This window comes from Actinopolymorpha sp. NPDC004070, from assembly GCF_040610475.1.
In the GTDB taxonomy this organism is placed as follows: Bacteria; Actinomycetota; Actinomycetes; order Propionibacteriales; family Actinopolymorphaceae; genus Actinopolymorpha.
The window spans coordinates 196,504-212,682 of the sequence record NZ_JBEXMJ010000009.1; the positions used below are offsets into that span (position 1 = coordinate 196,504).

Sequence of the window (16,179 nt, forward strand, 5' to 3'; positions counted from 1 at the left end):
CGGCATCTCCTCGCCTGTGTCCGGGCAGATCACTCGGCTCGTCGCCGGCCACCTCGGGCCGGAAGGCGTCCGCCGGGCCGTCAGCGACCCGTTCGCCTACGGCCTCGGACCGTTGCTGGACCAGTGTCTGCCGGGTCGGTCGAGACTGGTCGTCCCGCACCTGCTGCGGTCGAAGTACAAGCCAGGCCACAAGCTCACCGCGTACTACACCCTCGATGCCGGGCAGGACTGCCGCGCTCCCCGCCATCTCGCCGTCACGTGGTCGATGGTCCCGGCCGACCTCGGCGGGACCTCGCCGCTGGAACGCGAGGCGGAGTCCCGCGGCCTGATGGAGCCCTTCACGCGGCTCGTGGCGGCCTCACCGGACGGGTGCCTCACGCTCGTGATCGCCCCGATCGATCCTGCCTTCCCACGGCTGGTCCGACTCTACGAGCCCGGCTACGTCACCTCGACGGCCGCGAGCCTCGCCGGCCGGCCCGCGACGGGTGGGCGTGAGGTTCGCCCGCAGGTGCACCCGGAGGTTCAGACCATCCGTTACCGCCCAGGCCAGCGGCACGTCCTCCGCGTCGTGACGGCCGAAACCGCCGGAGAGGCGGGGGAGTCGTCGCCGGCCTCGGGTGCGACCTTCGTCAAGGCGTACCGCGACGGGACCGGTGCTCGGGCGGTCGCGGTCGCGGCGGTGCTGGACACCGTGCTGACGGCGTCGGTGCCGGGAGTCCGGCCGGCACGGCCGATCGGGTACGTCGAGGCCGACCAGGCAGCGTGGTGGGCGGCGGAGGACGGCGAGCCGCTCTGGCGGCGGTTGACCGACCCGCGGGCGCCCGGCGTCCTTCGCCGGATCGGCCAGGCACTGCGGGTCGTGCACGACGCGGGGCCTGTGCCTGCCGACGCCGCGCGGCCGGGAGCGGCGCCGGCTCTGCCGCCGTTGCCGACGTACGACGCGTCTGCGGAGCTGGCCGTCACCGCCCGCGCCGCAGAACACATTCAGGGCCTGCTCCCAGAGGCCGGTGCCCGGATCCGGGAGGTCATCGGCCGCCTCGGTGACGGTCTGGCCGCCCGCCGGGCCGAACCGGCGACCCTGACCCACGGCGACCTGAAGTGCGACAACCTCCTTGCCACCAACGGCGAACTCCGGCTGCTCGACCTGGACCGGGTGGCGATCGCGGAGCCCGCCCTCGACCTGGGGAAGTTCGTCGCGGACCTGTCGTGGTGGTGCGCCTCGCTCGACGTGGTTGCGCGGCCGGCGATCTCGGCGTTCCTCGACGGGTACGGTCCCTGCGACCGCGTCCGGCAGGCCAGGGCGCACGACCTCGCGGTGCTCTTCCAGCTCAAGCTCGCCGCCCGGCGGATCCCGGTGCACCACCCCGAGTGGGCGGACTACGTCCTCCGCGCCGTCCAGCGGGCCGAGAACTCCGTGGACGGAGGTGCACGGTGAGCGTGGAGGTCTTCGCGACGACCGGCGATCTGCTCGCCGGGCTGGATCCCGCCCTGCCACACCTGGGCGAGGTGATGGCGGAAGCCTCCCGCACGCCGGGATTCATTCCGCACGACGCACGCTGGACGCCGGGCGAACGATGCGTCCTCGCCTACCGGGTGACGTCTCCCGTGGAGACCGACACGTTCGCAGCCTGGGAGGTGACACCGGACGGGTCGACGCGGCACGACTACCGGGCCGACCCGGCTCTGCCGGGCCTGGCCAGAGCCGCCGACGAGGCGACGGTGGGCGACCTGCTCGCGGCCCGGCTGGACACCGGGGTGGTTCGGGGTTGCGTCATCGAACCGGTGCGGTACCGCCCGGGGTCCCGCTGCGTCCTGCGGTACCAGCTCCGAACCGACGCCGGTGTGCACGTGATGTACGCCAAGGTGTTCCGGCCGACGGCGAAGACAGCCGCGGAGACCGCAGAGAAGACCGCAACCGGCGTGCCGGCCGTACTCACGGAGCTGGCGACGGCGGCCCCGCCCGGGCTGCTGGCTCAGCTGGTCGTCACCTGGCCGGAGCACGCCGTCCTCGTACACGAAGGGGTCGAGGGGCGCCGTCTCTCCGACCTGCTCCGTGATCCGGCTGTGCCGACGCGCGTGCGGGTGCGGCTGGCATACCGGCTCGGCACTCTGCTGACCCGCCTCCACGGCCAGCAGGTCGCGGCGCCCGACCGAACCGCGGCGGACGTACTCCAGGTCGTCTCCGAATCGCTCGCGGCCGCGCGGCAGGCCGATCCGCCGGTCGGCCGCCGGCTCACGGCAGCGCTCGACCGGCTCTCGTCGTGGCAGCCCGCGGGCAGCGAACAGGTCCTCGGACACGGGGGGTTTCGGCCCGGTCAGGTCGTCGCCGCCGGGAACCGGCTGACGATCCTGGACCTGGACGGCGTCTGCCGGTGCGACGCCGAGCGCGACCTCGGCGCCGCGCTCTCGCACCTGCTGTGGCAGGGAGTCCGGCACGCGGGTGAGCGCTCCACCCTCGAGGCGGCGGCGCGCGCGTTCGTCGCCGGCTACGAGCGGCGGGCCGGGCGTGTCGATCCGGACGCGCTGGCGTGGTGGCGGAGTCTCGCGCTGGTCTCGCTCGCAGCGCGGCGCTATCGCCGCCTCGAGGTGTCCGGTTGGCGCCGCGTACCAGTTCTGCTCGACGGTCTCGAACGGCTGGTCGCCGCCATCCCGACTCGTACCTCGGCGCCGCTGGCCGGGCACCTCCTGGACCGGCACGCGATGACGCGGGCGCTACGGCCCGACCTCGTCCCGGTCGCCGCCGAGCCGGCCGAGCTGGACGTCACGGCCGTGCGACTGATCAAGCACGCGCCCGGCCGGCGTACCGTCCTCAAGTACACCGTCCGCGGCCTGCGGCCCGGCGTTCCCACCCAGCTCGTCGGCAAGCTGTTCGTCCAGCCGCACCGCGCGGCGCTCGCCGACGCCAACCTGCGCGCGCTCGCCGACGGACCGTTCAAGGGCGAGGGCGCCCTGCGTGTACCCGAGCCGCTGCCCTCGCCACTGGAACGCGGGCTGATGCTCTATCGGCACTGCGCCGGCGTCCACCTCGACCGGCTGGACGGCATGGCCGCGATCGCAGGCGTACAGGCCGCGGCGCGCTGGCTGGCTCGGCTGCACGGCTGCGACGTCATCCTGCCCCGGCGTCTCGACCTGAGTGCGGAGTGCGCGGGCAGCCGCGGGTGGGCGAGCCTCGTCGCGGACCGGGAACCGGACCTGCTCGGCCTGGTCTGGCGGCTGGCCGACGGCTGGGCGCGGGCCGCGCAGCTGACTCCGCTCGGTGCCGACGTACCGATCCACAAGGACTTCCACGCGGGCCACGTCCTCGTCGACGTCGCCGTGACCGTCATCGACCTGGACGAGGTGCGGATGGGCGACCCCGCCCTGGACGTGGCGCATTTCTGCGCCTACCTCGACCTGCGGGCCGACCCGAAACACGCGGGCGCGCTGCGGGCGGCGTTCCTCGAGGAGTACGCCGCGACAGCGGGCCGGCCGGACCTCGGGCGCACCGCGCTGTTCAGTGCCTACACCTGGCTCAAGATCGCGAAGCAACTCGTCCTGGGCACCGGGCCACACCGGTGCCCGGAGGGGCCGGCACGCACCCGCGAGGTGGCCCGCGCACTCCAGAGGGGGCTGGAATGCCTGGACACGTGATCCTGATCGTGCGCAGCTGGCCGCGCCTGTCCCAGACGTTCATCCTCGACGAGGTGCTGGCGATGGAACGGCGCGGACGCGAGCTCACCATCGTCAGCCTCGCCCACTCCGGTGAACACCGACGCCAACCCCAGGTTGACAAGGTGCGCGCACCGGTGCATTTCCTCGACAGCGTTGGGTCATGGGCACGCTGGTCGCGGATCACCGACCATGCGCACGTCCTGACCGCGGCCCCGATGCGTTATGTCACAACGCTGTTGTACGTCCTGGCCAACCCGGGACTGAGCCGGGGGTACACCACCTGCTCGGCGATCCGTTGCTTCGGCCACGCCGTCGTGGTGGCGGCGCTGGCGTTGCGGCTGCGGCGTTCGGGTGCGCGGGCGCCGCATGTCCATGCCCACTTCGCCCATGACCCTGCCCTGGTCGGGATGTTCACCCGCCGCCTGACCGGAATGCCGTTCAGCTTCACCGCCCACGCGCGGGACCTGTACCAGATACCGTCGGCCGGCCTGGTCGCGCGGGCGGCCGCCGCCGACGCCGTGGTGACCTGCTGCCAGGTCAACGCCGACTACATCGCGAAGACCGTCCCGGACGCGGTTCGGCCGCCGGTGCGGGTCATTCACCACGGCGTCGAGCTCGACCGCTTCACTCCCACCCTCCGGGCTCCCGGCCGGTGTCTCACGCTCGTCTCGGTCGGCCGGCTGGTGGAGAAGAAGGGCTTCGCCGACCTGCTCCGCGCCTGCGCCGCCCTGGCCGAGTCCGGATCCCGCTTCCGCTGCGAGATCTACGGCGACGGCCCGCTGCGCCGCCAGCTGACCGAGCTCAGTGCCGAGCTCGGGCTGGGTGAGCTGGTCTCCTTCCGCGGTGAGCGGGATCGGGACGAGATCGCCCACGCCCTCGCCCGGACCGACGTGTTCGTGCTCACTCCGTGCGTCACCGACGACGGCGACCGCGACGGGATCCCGAACGTCCTCGTGGAGGCGATGGCCTGCGCGATCCCTGTCGTCACCACCGCGACCGGCGGGGTGCCCGAGCTGGTCCGGTCCGGCGAGAACGGCCTGATCGCCGAGCCCGGGGAGGTGGACGGGATCGCCGCACACCTCGCCGCACTGGCTGCCGACCCGGCGTTGCGGCGCCGGCTGGGGGAGAGCGGCCGGAAAACGGTCGAGTCGGAGTACGACGTCGAGGCCGCGGCGCTCGCCCTGGAGGCGATCTTCGACCCGCGGACCCCGATCGCGGCGGAGGTTGCCCCGTGACGCAGGTTCCGGACCGTACGAGGGCCCGCCCGATCCACTCCGGCGCCGGCCCGGACGGTCGGCTGTCCAGCGAGTCGGCCCGGTTCGCCGAGGCGCTGCAGCCTCGCGTGATGGGCCCGCGCCTGGCCGCCGCGCTGGGTGGTTCCGGCGGCCGGTCCGCGCGAGCGTGCCACGTGCTGGACGCGAAGTACGAGCCCGGCCATCGGGCGCTGGTGCTCTACCAGTACGGCGAACGCCTCGTCCGCGGCGACCTGCTCGGCGAGGACCTGCTTGGGGAGGACCTCCTCGGCGGTGACGGGGCCGTCAACGGAGGCGGGCCGCTGGTCGCTCCCGGCGTACGCCTGTCGGTCTTTCCGCACGACCCGGACCTGCCCTGGCTGCGGCACGTCCTGGACCCGGCGATCCTCGCCCGGCGGATGCGCGACGAGCTCGGGGGCCGGGCCGGCGCCCGCGTTTCCCGTTGCCGGGTTCGGCTTCTGCGCTACCGGCCCGGCAAGCGGGCGACCCTGTGGTTGGAGTTCGCTCCCGGTGACCCGTCGTACGTCGTGAAGGTCTACCACGACCCCGGCAAGGCGTCGGCGGTAGTGCGCGAGAGCCGCGCCCTGGCGGCGGCCCCGTCTCCGGCGGGCGTACTCGAGCTGGCACCGGTCGTCGCCCACCTCCCTGACCTGGCGACCGTCGTGCAGGCGGCGGTGCCCGGTGTGCCGCTCGAGCGGCAGTGGGCCGGGCGGAGGGTACGCTCGGCGGCGGCTGCGGTCGCCGCGGTACGCCAGGCAGCCCAGGCACTCGCCGAACTCCACGCGTACCCCGTGATCAGCACCCGGGAGCGGCCTGTCGAACGCGAGCTACGTCGCTTCGGGCTCCGCGCGGGCCGGATCGCCACCGTCGACGAGTCGCTGGGTACGACGCTGGCGGGACTGGCCGAGCGACTCGGCCAGCTGCGAGCCGCCGTTTGTCGTACGGATGCGGACGACAACAGCCTCGTGCACGGCGACTGCAAGCCGAGCCAGTTCCTGCTCGACGGTCACCGGGTGGCCATGCTCGACCTCGACCACTGCGGCGTCGCGCACCCCGCCGGTGACCTGGGCACGTTCCTCGCATCCCTTACCCAGCAGGCGGCTCGGTGCGGACTGGCCGGCGGCGAACCGGCGGACGTCGATCTTCTCGCGGTCCTTGGTGAGGAGTTCCTCACGGCGTACTTCCGCGCACGCGGTGGCTGGGACGATTCGACGGCGTGCCTGCAAGCCCGCTGGTACGAGGCGGTCGCACTCGAACGGAAGGCTCTCCGCGCCTTCGCCCGGGCACCGCGTTCACCGTTACCCGGTGCGCTCGCGGCGCACGCACATCGATGTCTCGACAAGCTGGAAAGAGCACGGCCGTGACTTCCACGATGACGCGGGAGACCTACACCCCGCCAAGCGAACGCAAGGTCAGCGATCTGCGCCGCAGCGTGCGGATCTTCCGGCGGTTCAAGGGTGGTAGACGTGCCTACGTGGGCGCGCTTGCCCTGTTGGCATTCGAGGCGCTGACCGCGATCGCCGAGCCGTACCCGATCGCCTATCTTGTCGACTTCCTGCAGTCCGGACGACCGACGCCGCGCGAGTGGGGGATCCCGGCGTTCATCCCGTCCGTGCGGATCGAGACGATCGCGGTGCTCACCATCGCGATCGTGCTCATCGCGGCGATCAACAGCGCGGCGGACTCACTCGCCGAGGTCTGCATGGCGCGAGCCGGCCGGGTGCTCGGCTTCAACCTGCGGGTCGCGATGTATTCGCACCTGCAGCGGTTGTCGCTGGCCTACCACGACAAGAAACGCACCGGTGACGTACTGACCAGGGTCACCGGGGACGTCCTCGTACTCGAGGAGTTCGTCGTCGCGTCGATCAGTAACATCGTCGGCAGCGCGATGGTTCTGGTCGGCACGTTCGCCGTTCTGTTGTGGCAGTCGTGGAACGTCGCCCTGGTGGCGCTCTGCGTCGTACCGCTGCTGGCCGGCATCTCGCAGTACTTCTCCCGGCGGATCAAGGCGGCGTCGAAGACGCAACGCACGCGGGAGGGTGAGCTGGCCTCCACCGCACAGGAGATGCTCACCTCCATCCGCCTCGTGCAGAGCTACGGGCGTGGCACCGTCGACCTTCAGCGCTTTTCCGGCCAGACCGAACAGAGCATGCGCGCGTCGCTGCGGACCGCGAACGTGCAGGCACAGTTCAGTTTCGTCATCGCCCTCGCCGAGGCGCTGGCCATCTCCGGAGTCGTCTGGATCGGCATCTTCCTGCTCGACCGGCGGGCGATCACAGTCGGCACGTTGGTGCTGTTCATCCTGCTGCTGCGGAACATGTTCAAACCTGCCCGCAAGATCGTCAGCGAGTGGTACAAGGTCGGCAAGGTCTTCGCGAGCGTGGAGCGCATCGACGACCTGCTCGACCGTAGCGTCGACGTCCGCGACGAGCCGGACGCGGTGGCGGCCCCACCGCTCAAGGGGCACGTCGCCTTCCGGCACGTGGGTTTCCACTACCCGGCCGAGCACGCGGACGGGTCACGCGCTGCCGCCAGGCCGACGGTCCTGCACGACGTCGACTTCGAGGTCTCACCCGGGGAGGTCGTCGCCCTCGTCGGGCCCAGTGGCGCGGGCAAGAGCACGATCGCGCAGTTGGTCCCCCGGCTCTACGACGCGACCAGCGGCGCGGTGCTGCTCGACGGGCACGACCTACGCGGCCTCACGCTCGCGTCCGTCCGCGCCCAGGTGAGCCTCGTCCTCCAGGACACGGTGCTGCTGAGCGGCACCGTCGCGGAGAACATCGGCTACGGCATCGAGAACGCCACCATCGAACGCATCCAGGCGGCGGCCCGTGCGGCCAACGCACACGGGTTCATCGAGGAGCTGCCGGACGGGTACGACACCCAGCTGGCCGAACGGGCGACGACGCTGTCCGGCGGACAGCGCCAGCGACTCTCGATCGCCCGGGCGTTCATCCGGGAGAGCCCGATCCTCATCCTCGACGAGCCCACGACCGGCCTGGACCGGGAGTCGACCCGCCTGGTGGTCGATGCGCTGCGCACCCTGATGCGGGGGAGGACGACCATCATCATCTCCCACGACCCGGACCTGATCCGGTTCGCCGACCGCATTCTGGAGGTCAAGGACGGCGTGATCGTCGAGGGGCCGAGGTCGTCGTACGCCACGCCGCAGCACCGGGCCGTGGACCACTCGGCCGGGAACGGCCTTCGGTCGACCGGCCGGAGTCAACGGTCATCGATGCTCGCCGAGCCGTTACACGACCGGCTGCCAGACCTCCGGCAGGCGACGCATCCGGGTTTCGCCGTACAGGCAGTAGAGCAGACACTTCTGGCGTCCGGGGCGGCGCACCCGGTGCTCGACGCGCGTGTGGAGAAGCTGTGGTATTTCCCTGACGGAAGCTGCGCTCTGCGGTACGTCGTGCGGGTCGCGGAGAACCTGCTCGGTGGGAGTTCGGACTGGACGCCCGAACGTACTGTGCTCGCCCGCGTCCATCCGGACCGCCAAGCGGCAAAGGCGTACGTCGAGCAGTGCCTGGAGCCACTGGTCGAGCGCGTCAAGAACACTGTTGCGGCCGGACCGTGGCGACGGTGGGCGGGCGTGGTCGGGGGGACCGGGATCGCCCTCCACCCGTTCCCCCTGGACCCCGCTTTGCCAACCCTGGCTCGTGCCGTCGACTCGGGCGCACTGGCCGAACTCGCCGGCGCCGGCCCCGCCGGCTGGTCGAGTCAGGTCGTGCACTACCCGCGCGAGGGTGCCTGCGTCCTGCGCTACGAGCGGCCACCTGGCGACGGCGCCGTCCCGACTTCCCTGTACGGCAAGGTGTATGACGACGGAGGTCGCGGTGTGGCGACCGCCGCGATCCTGGACGCGCTCAGCCCGGCCGGATCGTACGCCGCCGCGGCGGACGGCCTCCGGTTGCCCCGCCCGTTCGGCTACCTGCCCAGGCTACGTCTGCTCCTCACCGAGGCCGTGCCGGGCGAGCCGCTGATGCGCGCCGGTTCGTGGGCCTGGTCCGCTTCCGGCTCCGCGCCGGCGTCGCGGGCCCCCCTCGAGTCGATGGCGACGGCCGGCCGGGTGCTGGCGGCCCTGCACCGCCGCGAGATCCGCGACGTCCAGGCGTACTCCCGGGCCGACGAGCAGGCAGCCGTCAGGCGTGACCTCGACACCGTACGGAAGGTGTGGCCGGAGGTCGCGGACCACGTCCAGCAGCACCTTGCCGTGATCCTCGACGAGACGGCCGAGATACCCGACTCCGACCAGGTGTTGTGTCACGGCGACTTCACCCCGGCACAGCTTCTGGTCGGGTCGGGCGACATGGCGCTGGTCGACCTTGACACGGTTCGCCGCGGTGAGCGGGCCGTGGACCTCGGCCGGTTCCTGGCCCACCTGCAACTCGCGGGAACCAAGGCGGCCGGCGCCGCCGCCTGGCCCCTGCTGGACGAGCTGGGCCGGGTGTTCCTGCGGGCCTACGCCGAGGACTGCCTGCCGGGGGCGGCGCTTGATCCGGACCTGCTCGCCCGGGTCGTCGTACACCGCGACGCGAGCCTCGCCCGAACGGCCCTGCGGGCCTGCCGGCAGCTCAAGGACGACCGGCTGAGAACCGCGCTTGAACTGCTCGACGACAACGACGACTGGACACGGAGGATTACCCGATGATGCCGCTGAACGACGAAATGGTGGTCGACTCCCTGACGGCGTTCGCGTCGTTGCCGGACTGGCTCGCCGCCTGCATGATGCCCGACCGCGTGGAGGCAGCCCTGCGGCGCCACGTACCCGAGATCGCCGACGGGCGGGTCCGCCTGCTGTCCTGCACGCCGCAACGGTTGCGGGCAAAGGGCGCGCAGTGGCTGGCGCGCTACCGGCTCCGGGTCGACCCCGGCCCGGAGGGTGGCGAAGCCGACGTCGTCCTCGTCGGCAATCTGTGGCCGCCTTCCGCGGAGCCGCTGGACGCGGACGGGATGGCAGGCCCGCCCGTCGCGGCCGACGTGCCGTTCGGTGCGGCGGGCTGGAGCTGCCGGCTTCCCGAACTCCGGCTCGCACTCCACGTCGAGTTGGCCGACGAGGCGCTGCCCGCCGTACCGTCCCTGGTCGAGCCGGACCTGGCCGGTCGGCTCATCGAAAGAGTCCTGGGCGAGGCCGGCTACGGCGAGGTGAAGGTCGCGAGCTGCGCGCCGGACGTCGTTCGCTACAAGCCGGGAAGCCGGTGCACAGTGGTCGTCCGGATGAGGTACGCCGATGAGCACGCAGATCGCGCGCTGCCCGACCCCGTGGTGCTGAAGACCCACCAGGGCGACAAGGGGAACACCGCGTGGGAGGCGATGCGGTCCCTGTGGAACACCGAGTTGAGCGGCAGCAAGGCGGTGACGCTGGCCGAACCGCTGGCGTACCTGCCGGAGGAGCGGATCCTCGTGCAGGGGCCCGTACCGGGCGAGCAGACCCTGAAGGACCTCGCCCGGATGGCCATCGGTGACGGTGGTGACCGCGCGCTCGGGCGGCTGCGGGACGAACTCGCCCGGACGGCGGTGGCGCTCGCGGCACTCCACGGGTGCGGGGCGGAGTACGGTCGGACGGCGACCTTCGACGAGGAGGTCGACGAGGTCGACGAGGTGATCGCGAGGCTGGCGCAGTCGGTGCCGGCGCTGCGCCCCGCAGCGCGGCCGCTGATCACCCGGATGCGGCAGCACGCCGGCGCCCTGCCCGAGGATCCGGCGGTCTGCGTCCACCACGACTTTCGCCCGGCGCAAGTACTGCTTGACAACGGTTCCATCGGATTCATCGACTTCGACGGCTCCTGCATGGCGGAGCCCGCACTGGACCTCGGCAGGTTCCGGGCGAAGCTGCGTGACATCGGGATCAGCGTCCTCGCGGCGCGTGGTCAGCCGATGAGCGACACGCTGCTTGCTGACAACCTGGGGTTGCTCGACGACCTGTGCGAGGGATTCCTCGCGGCCTACCAGGAACAGTCGCCGGTCTCCCGTGACCGGGTGCTGCTGTGGGAGACGTGCGATCTGCTCACCGCGATGCTGCACGCGTGGACCAAGGTACGGCTCGCCCGGATTGGTCCGCGGCTGATCGTCCTCATCCACCAGCTGCGGTCGGTGCGGTTCGACGATCGGGGGAGCGGCGGGTAGCCGGAAGCAGACCGGCGCACCACCGCACACCGGTGGTGCTCTCACGGCCTGGGCGGTTGCCGGCTCCGGCCATCGCCTGGTGGAAATCGGCGGCGGCACGTCGGGCGGTGGAACACGGGTTCACCGGGATGGCAGCTTGATCCGAAGGTGGTCCAGGCTGTCCCGGATGTCGGCCAGGGCCGGTGTCCGGAGGAGACAGAGCACCCCGAGGTAGGAGACCAGGCAGACCGAGCTCGTCGCGCCGAGGGCCAGAAGGGCGTGAACGGCGTCGTGCACCGGCATCTCGTGGAGGACGAGCCAGCAACCGGCGGTTGACACGGTGGACGCGGCCAGGACGTGGAGGGTCGTTTTTCCTAGTGCCCCCAGGCCGATCGCCCCGTGTCGGCGGGCGGTCCACACGCTCAGCACCGTGGCGGCCAGCACCATCGACGCCGAGGTCGAGAACGCCAGACCCGTGACGCCGAAGCGCAGCCCGAGGGTGATGTCGCCGACCACGTTGACTCCCATCGCGCAGACGCCCGTCCAGACCGGGGTGCGGCTGTCGCCGACGGCGAGGCAGGTCCGCGCCACGACCTCGCGTACCGAGATCGCCGCGAGGGAGATCGAGTAGGTCGCGACGGCGACGGTGGTGAGTGAGACTGCGCGCTGGTCGAAGTTTCCCCTGGCGAAGAGCAGGACGACCACAGGTCTTGCGGCGACCGCGAGCAGGATCACGACTGGTCCGACGAGCACGATGGCCACGCCGAGGACACGGTCGGTTGCCCGGCGCAGGTGCTCCCTGCGCTCGGGTGTCCCGAGTGTGCTGAAGGCTGGGAACAACGTGGTGGTGAACGCGGTGACGACCACCACCTGGGCCAGGGTGACGACCCGCCAGCCGTAGCTGAGTGCCGCGATCGTCCCGGCGCCCTGGGTGGAACCGACCGCACGGTCGACGATCGTGTTGAAGTTCAACAAGGCGTTGCCCACCACGAGCGGTGGCATCAGCACCAACATCTCGCGGAACCCGGGGTCGCGGATGCGCAGGGACGGTCGCAGGCTCAGTCCTATGCCGCGCACAGCTGGTAGCTGGAACGCCAGCCGGACGGCCGAGCCGACCACGAAGCCGACGGCGAGTGCCGCACCTCCGTACCTGGCGCCGAACAGCGCGGCGGCGGCGATCATCACGACGTTGAACGGAACGCCCTGCAGGCCCGCCCAGAAGAACCGGCCATGCGCCTGGGCAGCCCCGGCGAGGAGGTTCGTGGCGGCGATGAAGAACGTGGCGAGAAGCACGATCCTGGTGAGCCGGACGCCTTCGTCCATGGTCGCCGCGTCGAATCCCGAGGCGAGAATCGTCAGCACGGGTCTCGTACCTGCGTACATGAGAACGGAGCCCACCAGCAGGACCAACGTGGTGACGGTCATGGCTACGCGAACGGTCTGCCGTGCACCGCGGGAGTCGCTGGCGTCCGCGGCCCGGGACACGGTGGGAATGATGGCTCGCGACATCGCCCCGGTGATCAGGCCGAGCACGAGGTTCATGAGCCCTTGCGCCACCAGGAACGCGTCGACCGACGATGACGTGCCGAACACTGCCGCCATCACGGCGTCGCGGGCGAAACCGAGCACCTGACTGAGGGCGGTCAGAACGACCAGAAGCGCGGTGGCACGGACCACGGCTCTGCGGGTGGTCGTCATCCCGGGTTGCCCAGCACGCCAACCAGGCTCGGTGGAAACGCGGGCGGGGGTGCTGGTGCCCGGGTCCGCAGTGCCGGCGCCATGGATGTCACCTCTATGCAGTTTCCGACAACAAGTGAGTCAAAACCGCTGACATTGAGGTGGGAGGTGAATAGTGCACCGCACATGTGGCTCCTCGCCAAAGCCCGATAAACGAGCACAGATTTGTGAAGGCTGTCGATTCTTCGGACTTCCGGTCCCCGAATGCTCGAGGAAATTACGGTTGTCGCTGAAGCGAGTCCTCCCTCAGCGAGGTGTGACAAATGGTGGCCGACCAAGAAGCAGGACAATCCAGCACCGTCACGGTGGACGGGCATCGGTACGTGCGGAATCTCGTTCGGACTCGCTGGCTGGACGAGCACGACGACCTGGCGGCCGTGCTCCTGGAGTACGGCTGCGACCGCCACCCAGGGGACACGGTGGTGGTGAGCGAGACGGTTTCCCTCCTCCTCACCGGCCGGTCGTTACCGGCGGGCGCCTTCCGGCCGCGGTCGGATGCCAGGCTGCTAGCCCGGTTCGTCCGACCTCACGACGACACACTCGGGCTGTCCGTCCCCACGAAGATGCAGTGGGTCCTGAACACAGTGGGCAGGCGCCGGATCTACGTGGCGGCGGCGGCCGCGGCGGTGACCAGAGTGTTCGGAGCGCGGGGCACCTTCTACCGGATCGCGGGTGATCCGGCACGACAGATCGACGGTGGGTGCCCACCGTACGAGGACCGACTGCTTCCGCCGTTCCAACCAGCAGAAGCGGTGGAACTGTGCAACGAGCTCCAAGGCAAGTTGGGTAACGGCGTTGCCATAGCCGACATCAACGACTTCGGCGGCTCGATCCGGGCCGTGTCCACCAAGGCGCTGCCGGCCGCAACGCTCAGACGCGTGCTCGCCGACAATCCCATGGGCCAGCTCCGGCGCGGAACACCGTTCGTCCTGGTTCGCAGGGTCGGCGACGATCATTCCCGCTGCGGCAGTGACGGTAGTGAGATGAGTGTTCACTCCGGCTGACCGATGGGCTGCGGCCACCCCAGTCGGACGGGATCGAGAGCGTCCGGCGGTCTTGTGCCGCGACGCGCGGCCGCCACGGTTCGCGCCCTTCGCCAGCAAGGGAAGATCGGCTCACCCCGGTGTGGTCCGTGAGCGAGGGCGGCAGGGCTCCTGCGCGTAGGGAGCAGGATTGCCGAGGTATCGACCTGCCCTCAGTGGTCGGGGTCGGGGTCCCCGCCTGACCCTGGGGTGGTCGGGTGGTGGCCATCGGCTGGCCGGCAGCGAGCACCGGCGCCTCAACCTGGCGCCGGCGGTTGACGAGGAACTCGTGAGTCGTGCTTCATCGTCCGGTACGTGGCGTGTCGAAGCGCGAAAACGGTGAGAGTGAAACAGAGGCCTGGAGCCCGTCGCACGGAAGCGGCGCAACAGTTGGACAGGCTCTGTGGGGGTGGGATCCGTGACACAAAACTCTCGGGTCACTGCGGAGGCGCCGGGGTGGTACCGGGTCGAGCTGATCCTGGTAACAGAGGTGTTCGACGGTTGGCAGTTGTTCGTCGATGGGACTGTCATCGCCAGTTGCGGCCGGCTGGAAGCGCATGCCGCGAAGGCATGGGCCGATGCGGCGTTGGGACGGCAGGCGGCCTGGGTCCCGGGATGGCCCCGGCAAGAGGACGCCTGCTGGTACTGGGTGGCCGAGCCGGCACCGGACCTGGCCGCGGCCGAGGCCGAGCTGGTGCTCGTTCAGCTCCTGCAGGCCCAGGCCGCCGGCGACCTCACGCGGATGGCGGCTATCCGGGCACGGTTGTATCCGCACCAGCTCGCCGCTGTCGTGACCGCTGCGGACCAGGAATTGGCCGAGCGGCTGATCCGCGAAACCGAGATTGCCCTCGACCTGGAGTCCGGCGGCGACCGATGAACAACCCACGACCTCAGGTCTCAGCGGAGGACCTCCGGAGGTTGCTTTCGGCCCGCCGCCGGGTGAGCCGGGGTCGGCGCTGCCCGTGAGACGACTGGACTCCTCCGGCGGCAGGGCCAACGGGTCCAGCGTGTGTGCGGTTCGTTGATGGCTCGGTCGCGCTCGCCAAGTCGAATCCGGCGGGTTTGGCCCGTGACTACCGTGCTACCCGTCGTACTTTCGCGTTTTGTTTACGTTCGTCCTGTTCGCTACACCTCAGGCATCCGGGGTTGGGGCTCTCGAGTGGGGGCTCGGGGGGCCGGTTGTTGGGGGATGGCGCGGTCGAGGCCCGGGGGGACCTCGACCCCGCTACTTGTAAATGGGCTCGCCGACCTGCTGGCACGCCAGGATTCGCTGTCACCAAGATCGCCATTCGTGAGTCCGACGCGACCACCTTCTGGCGGTGCATGCGCGCACGCACGGACCGCTGCCATGCGGGTAAGGTCACCTGCCGAGTTCACCGAAGCACATTACGGCGGGACAGCACACGGCTGTAAACACCGACAGGTTCGCAAACTACTGCCCACCACAATCTCGGCCGGCACTTGCAGCCACCGATCCGGGCGGCACAGCGCAACTACTGAGCAAATGCATCGCACAATGCGAGCCTGTGGAATCCGTACGGCATACGTGACTGCGCAAGAATGGTCCCGAGCAATCGGGCCTTGGGTGAGGAGACTGTCAGGTCGACCGGATTCGCGCGATGTGCTTTCGGCCGTCTCCTTGGACACCGCTCATACAGTCTGCTTGGGGCATGAGCGAACCGAGCAAGAACAGTCGGCGGATCCGGCCCACCCGCAGGGATCTCGTCAGCGCAGTCGTGTTGGGTGCTGTCGCCGGACCGTTGACCTACGCCGGCGCGAAGCACAAAGACAACGACCCGAACGCCCTGGTCGACAGCAAGGACCTGGACCTCGAGCTCGTCCAGTGGTCCCGCACGATGCCGCCCACTCCGTCGTTCCCGGCGACGATCGACGCATACGCGCGCTACGACGGCGGGACCAGCTGCGATACGGCGTCGAAGCCCGGCGTCGTCGACGTGAGGAACATTATCTTCGCTACGTACGGCAGCCGTGCCTGGAGTATCGGGCATCCCTGTACGGGCGTGGTCAGCGAGCACGCCGAGGGCCGTGCTCTGGACGTGGCGTTCAACGCGTACTCGCGCACGTCCCGCAAGGCTGCCAACGACTTCTTCTGGTGGCTGCTGCGACCGGACAGCCACGGCAACCGGCACGCCATGGCTCGCCGGTTGGGAATCATGTACGCGATCTGGAACCGCAAGATGTGGCGCGCCTACCGGCCCGACGAGGGATGGCTGCCATACACGGGAACGTCCAACCCGCACACAAACCACTTCCACCTCAGCTTCAGCTGGGCCGGCGCGCTCCGGCGTACAACCTGGTGGACCATGCGATAGCCCTCGGGGGGAAATTCCCCACCCCGTGTGGCTCCGCTGGATGCGGGGCCCCTTCGAGACTGGCGGTCTCTG

At 70.4% G+C, this 16,179-nt stretch carries 10 protein-coding genes; 9 read left to right on the forward strand and 1 reads right to left on the reverse strand.

The features are described 5' to 3' along the window. The first annotated feature begins 16 nt into the window (after positions 1-16). From ABZV93_RS18020 to ABZV93_RS18045, 6 genes are read left to right on the forward strand one after another with little or no spacing between them, the layout of a single operon-like run. The gene (locus ABZV93_RS18020) at positions 17-1,435 is read left to right on the forward strand and encodes an aminoglycoside phosphotransferase family protein (RefSeq protein WP_354937064.1); all 1,419 of its coding nucleotides are present in this window, start codon (positions 17-19) and stop codon (positions 1,433-1,435) included. Then, positions 1,432-3,630: an aminoglycoside phosphotransferase family protein gene (locus ABZV93_RS18025; protein ID WP_354937067.1), complete on the forward strand. Its 2,199-nt coding sequence runs from the start codon at positions 1,432-1,434 to the stop codon at positions 3,628-3,630. Before ABZV93_RS18020 ends, ABZV93_RS18025 begins: the two co-directional genes overlap by 4 nt. Beyond that, the gene (locus tag ABZV93_RS18030) at positions 3,615-4,886 is read left to right on the forward strand and encodes a glycosyltransferase (RefSeq protein ID WP_354937070.1); all 1,272 of its coding nucleotides are present in this window, start codon (positions 3,615-3,617) and stop codon (positions 4,884-4,886) included. Before ABZV93_RS18025 ends, ABZV93_RS18030 begins: the two co-directional genes overlap by 16 nt. Continuing rightward, the gene (locus ABZV93_RS18035) at positions 4,883-6,268 is read left to right on the forward strand and encodes a phosphotransferase (protein WP_354937073.1); all 1,386 of its coding nucleotides are present in this window, start codon (positions 4,883-4,885) and stop codon (positions 6,266-6,268) included. Before ABZV93_RS18030 ends, ABZV93_RS18035 begins: the two co-directional genes overlap by 4 nt. Continuing rightward, positions 6,265-9,561, forward strand: a complete 3,297-nt coding sequence (locus ABZV93_RS18040; protein WP_354937076.1) for an ABC transporter transmembrane domain-containing protein — start codon at positions 6,265-6,267, stop codon at positions 9,559-9,561. Before ABZV93_RS18035 ends, ABZV93_RS18040 begins: the two co-directional genes overlap by 4 nt. Further along, complete coding sequence (locus ABZV93_RS18045; RefSeq protein ID WP_354937079.1) at positions 9,558-11,036, forward strand: phosphotransferase; 1,479 nt, start codon at positions 9,558-9,560, stop codon at positions 11,034-11,036. Before ABZV93_RS18040 ends, ABZV93_RS18045 begins: the two co-directional genes overlap by 4 nt. A 120-nt stretch (positions 11,037-11,156) precedes the next feature. Here the strand turns inward: ABZV93_RS18045 and murJ are convergent, their stop codons facing one another. Next, positions 11,157-12,713 (reverse strand): murein biosynthesis integral membrane protein MurJ, encoded by a 1,557-nt coding sequence (murJ, locus tag ABZV93_RS18050; protein ID WP_354937082.1) that lies wholly within the window; start codon positions 12,711-12,713, stop codon positions 11,157-11,159. 416 nt (positions 12,714-13,129) lie between these two features. On the opposite strand from murJ, the gene ABZV93_RS18055 reads away from it, so the two are divergent. From ABZV93_RS18055 to ABZV93_RS18065, 3 genes are all read left to right on the forward strand, one after another. Further along, complete coding sequence (locus ABZV93_RS18055; RefSeq protein ID WP_354937085.1) at positions 13,130-13,756, forward strand: hypothetical protein; 627 nt, start codon at positions 13,130-13,132, stop codon at positions 13,754-13,756. 508 nt (positions 13,757-14,264) lie between these two features. Then, positions 14,265-14,651, forward strand: coding sequence for a hypothetical protein (locus ABZV93_RS18060; RefSeq protein WP_354937088.1), 387 nt, complete (start codon positions 14,265-14,267; stop codon positions 14,649-14,651). Between the two features lie 793 nt (positions 14,652-15,444). Further along, a complete protein-coding gene (locus ABZV93_RS18065) occupies positions 15,445-16,107 on the forward strand; it encodes a hypothetical protein (protein WP_354937090.1) in 663 nt (220 codons plus the stop codon). Positions 16,108-16,179 lie beyond the last annotated feature (72 nt).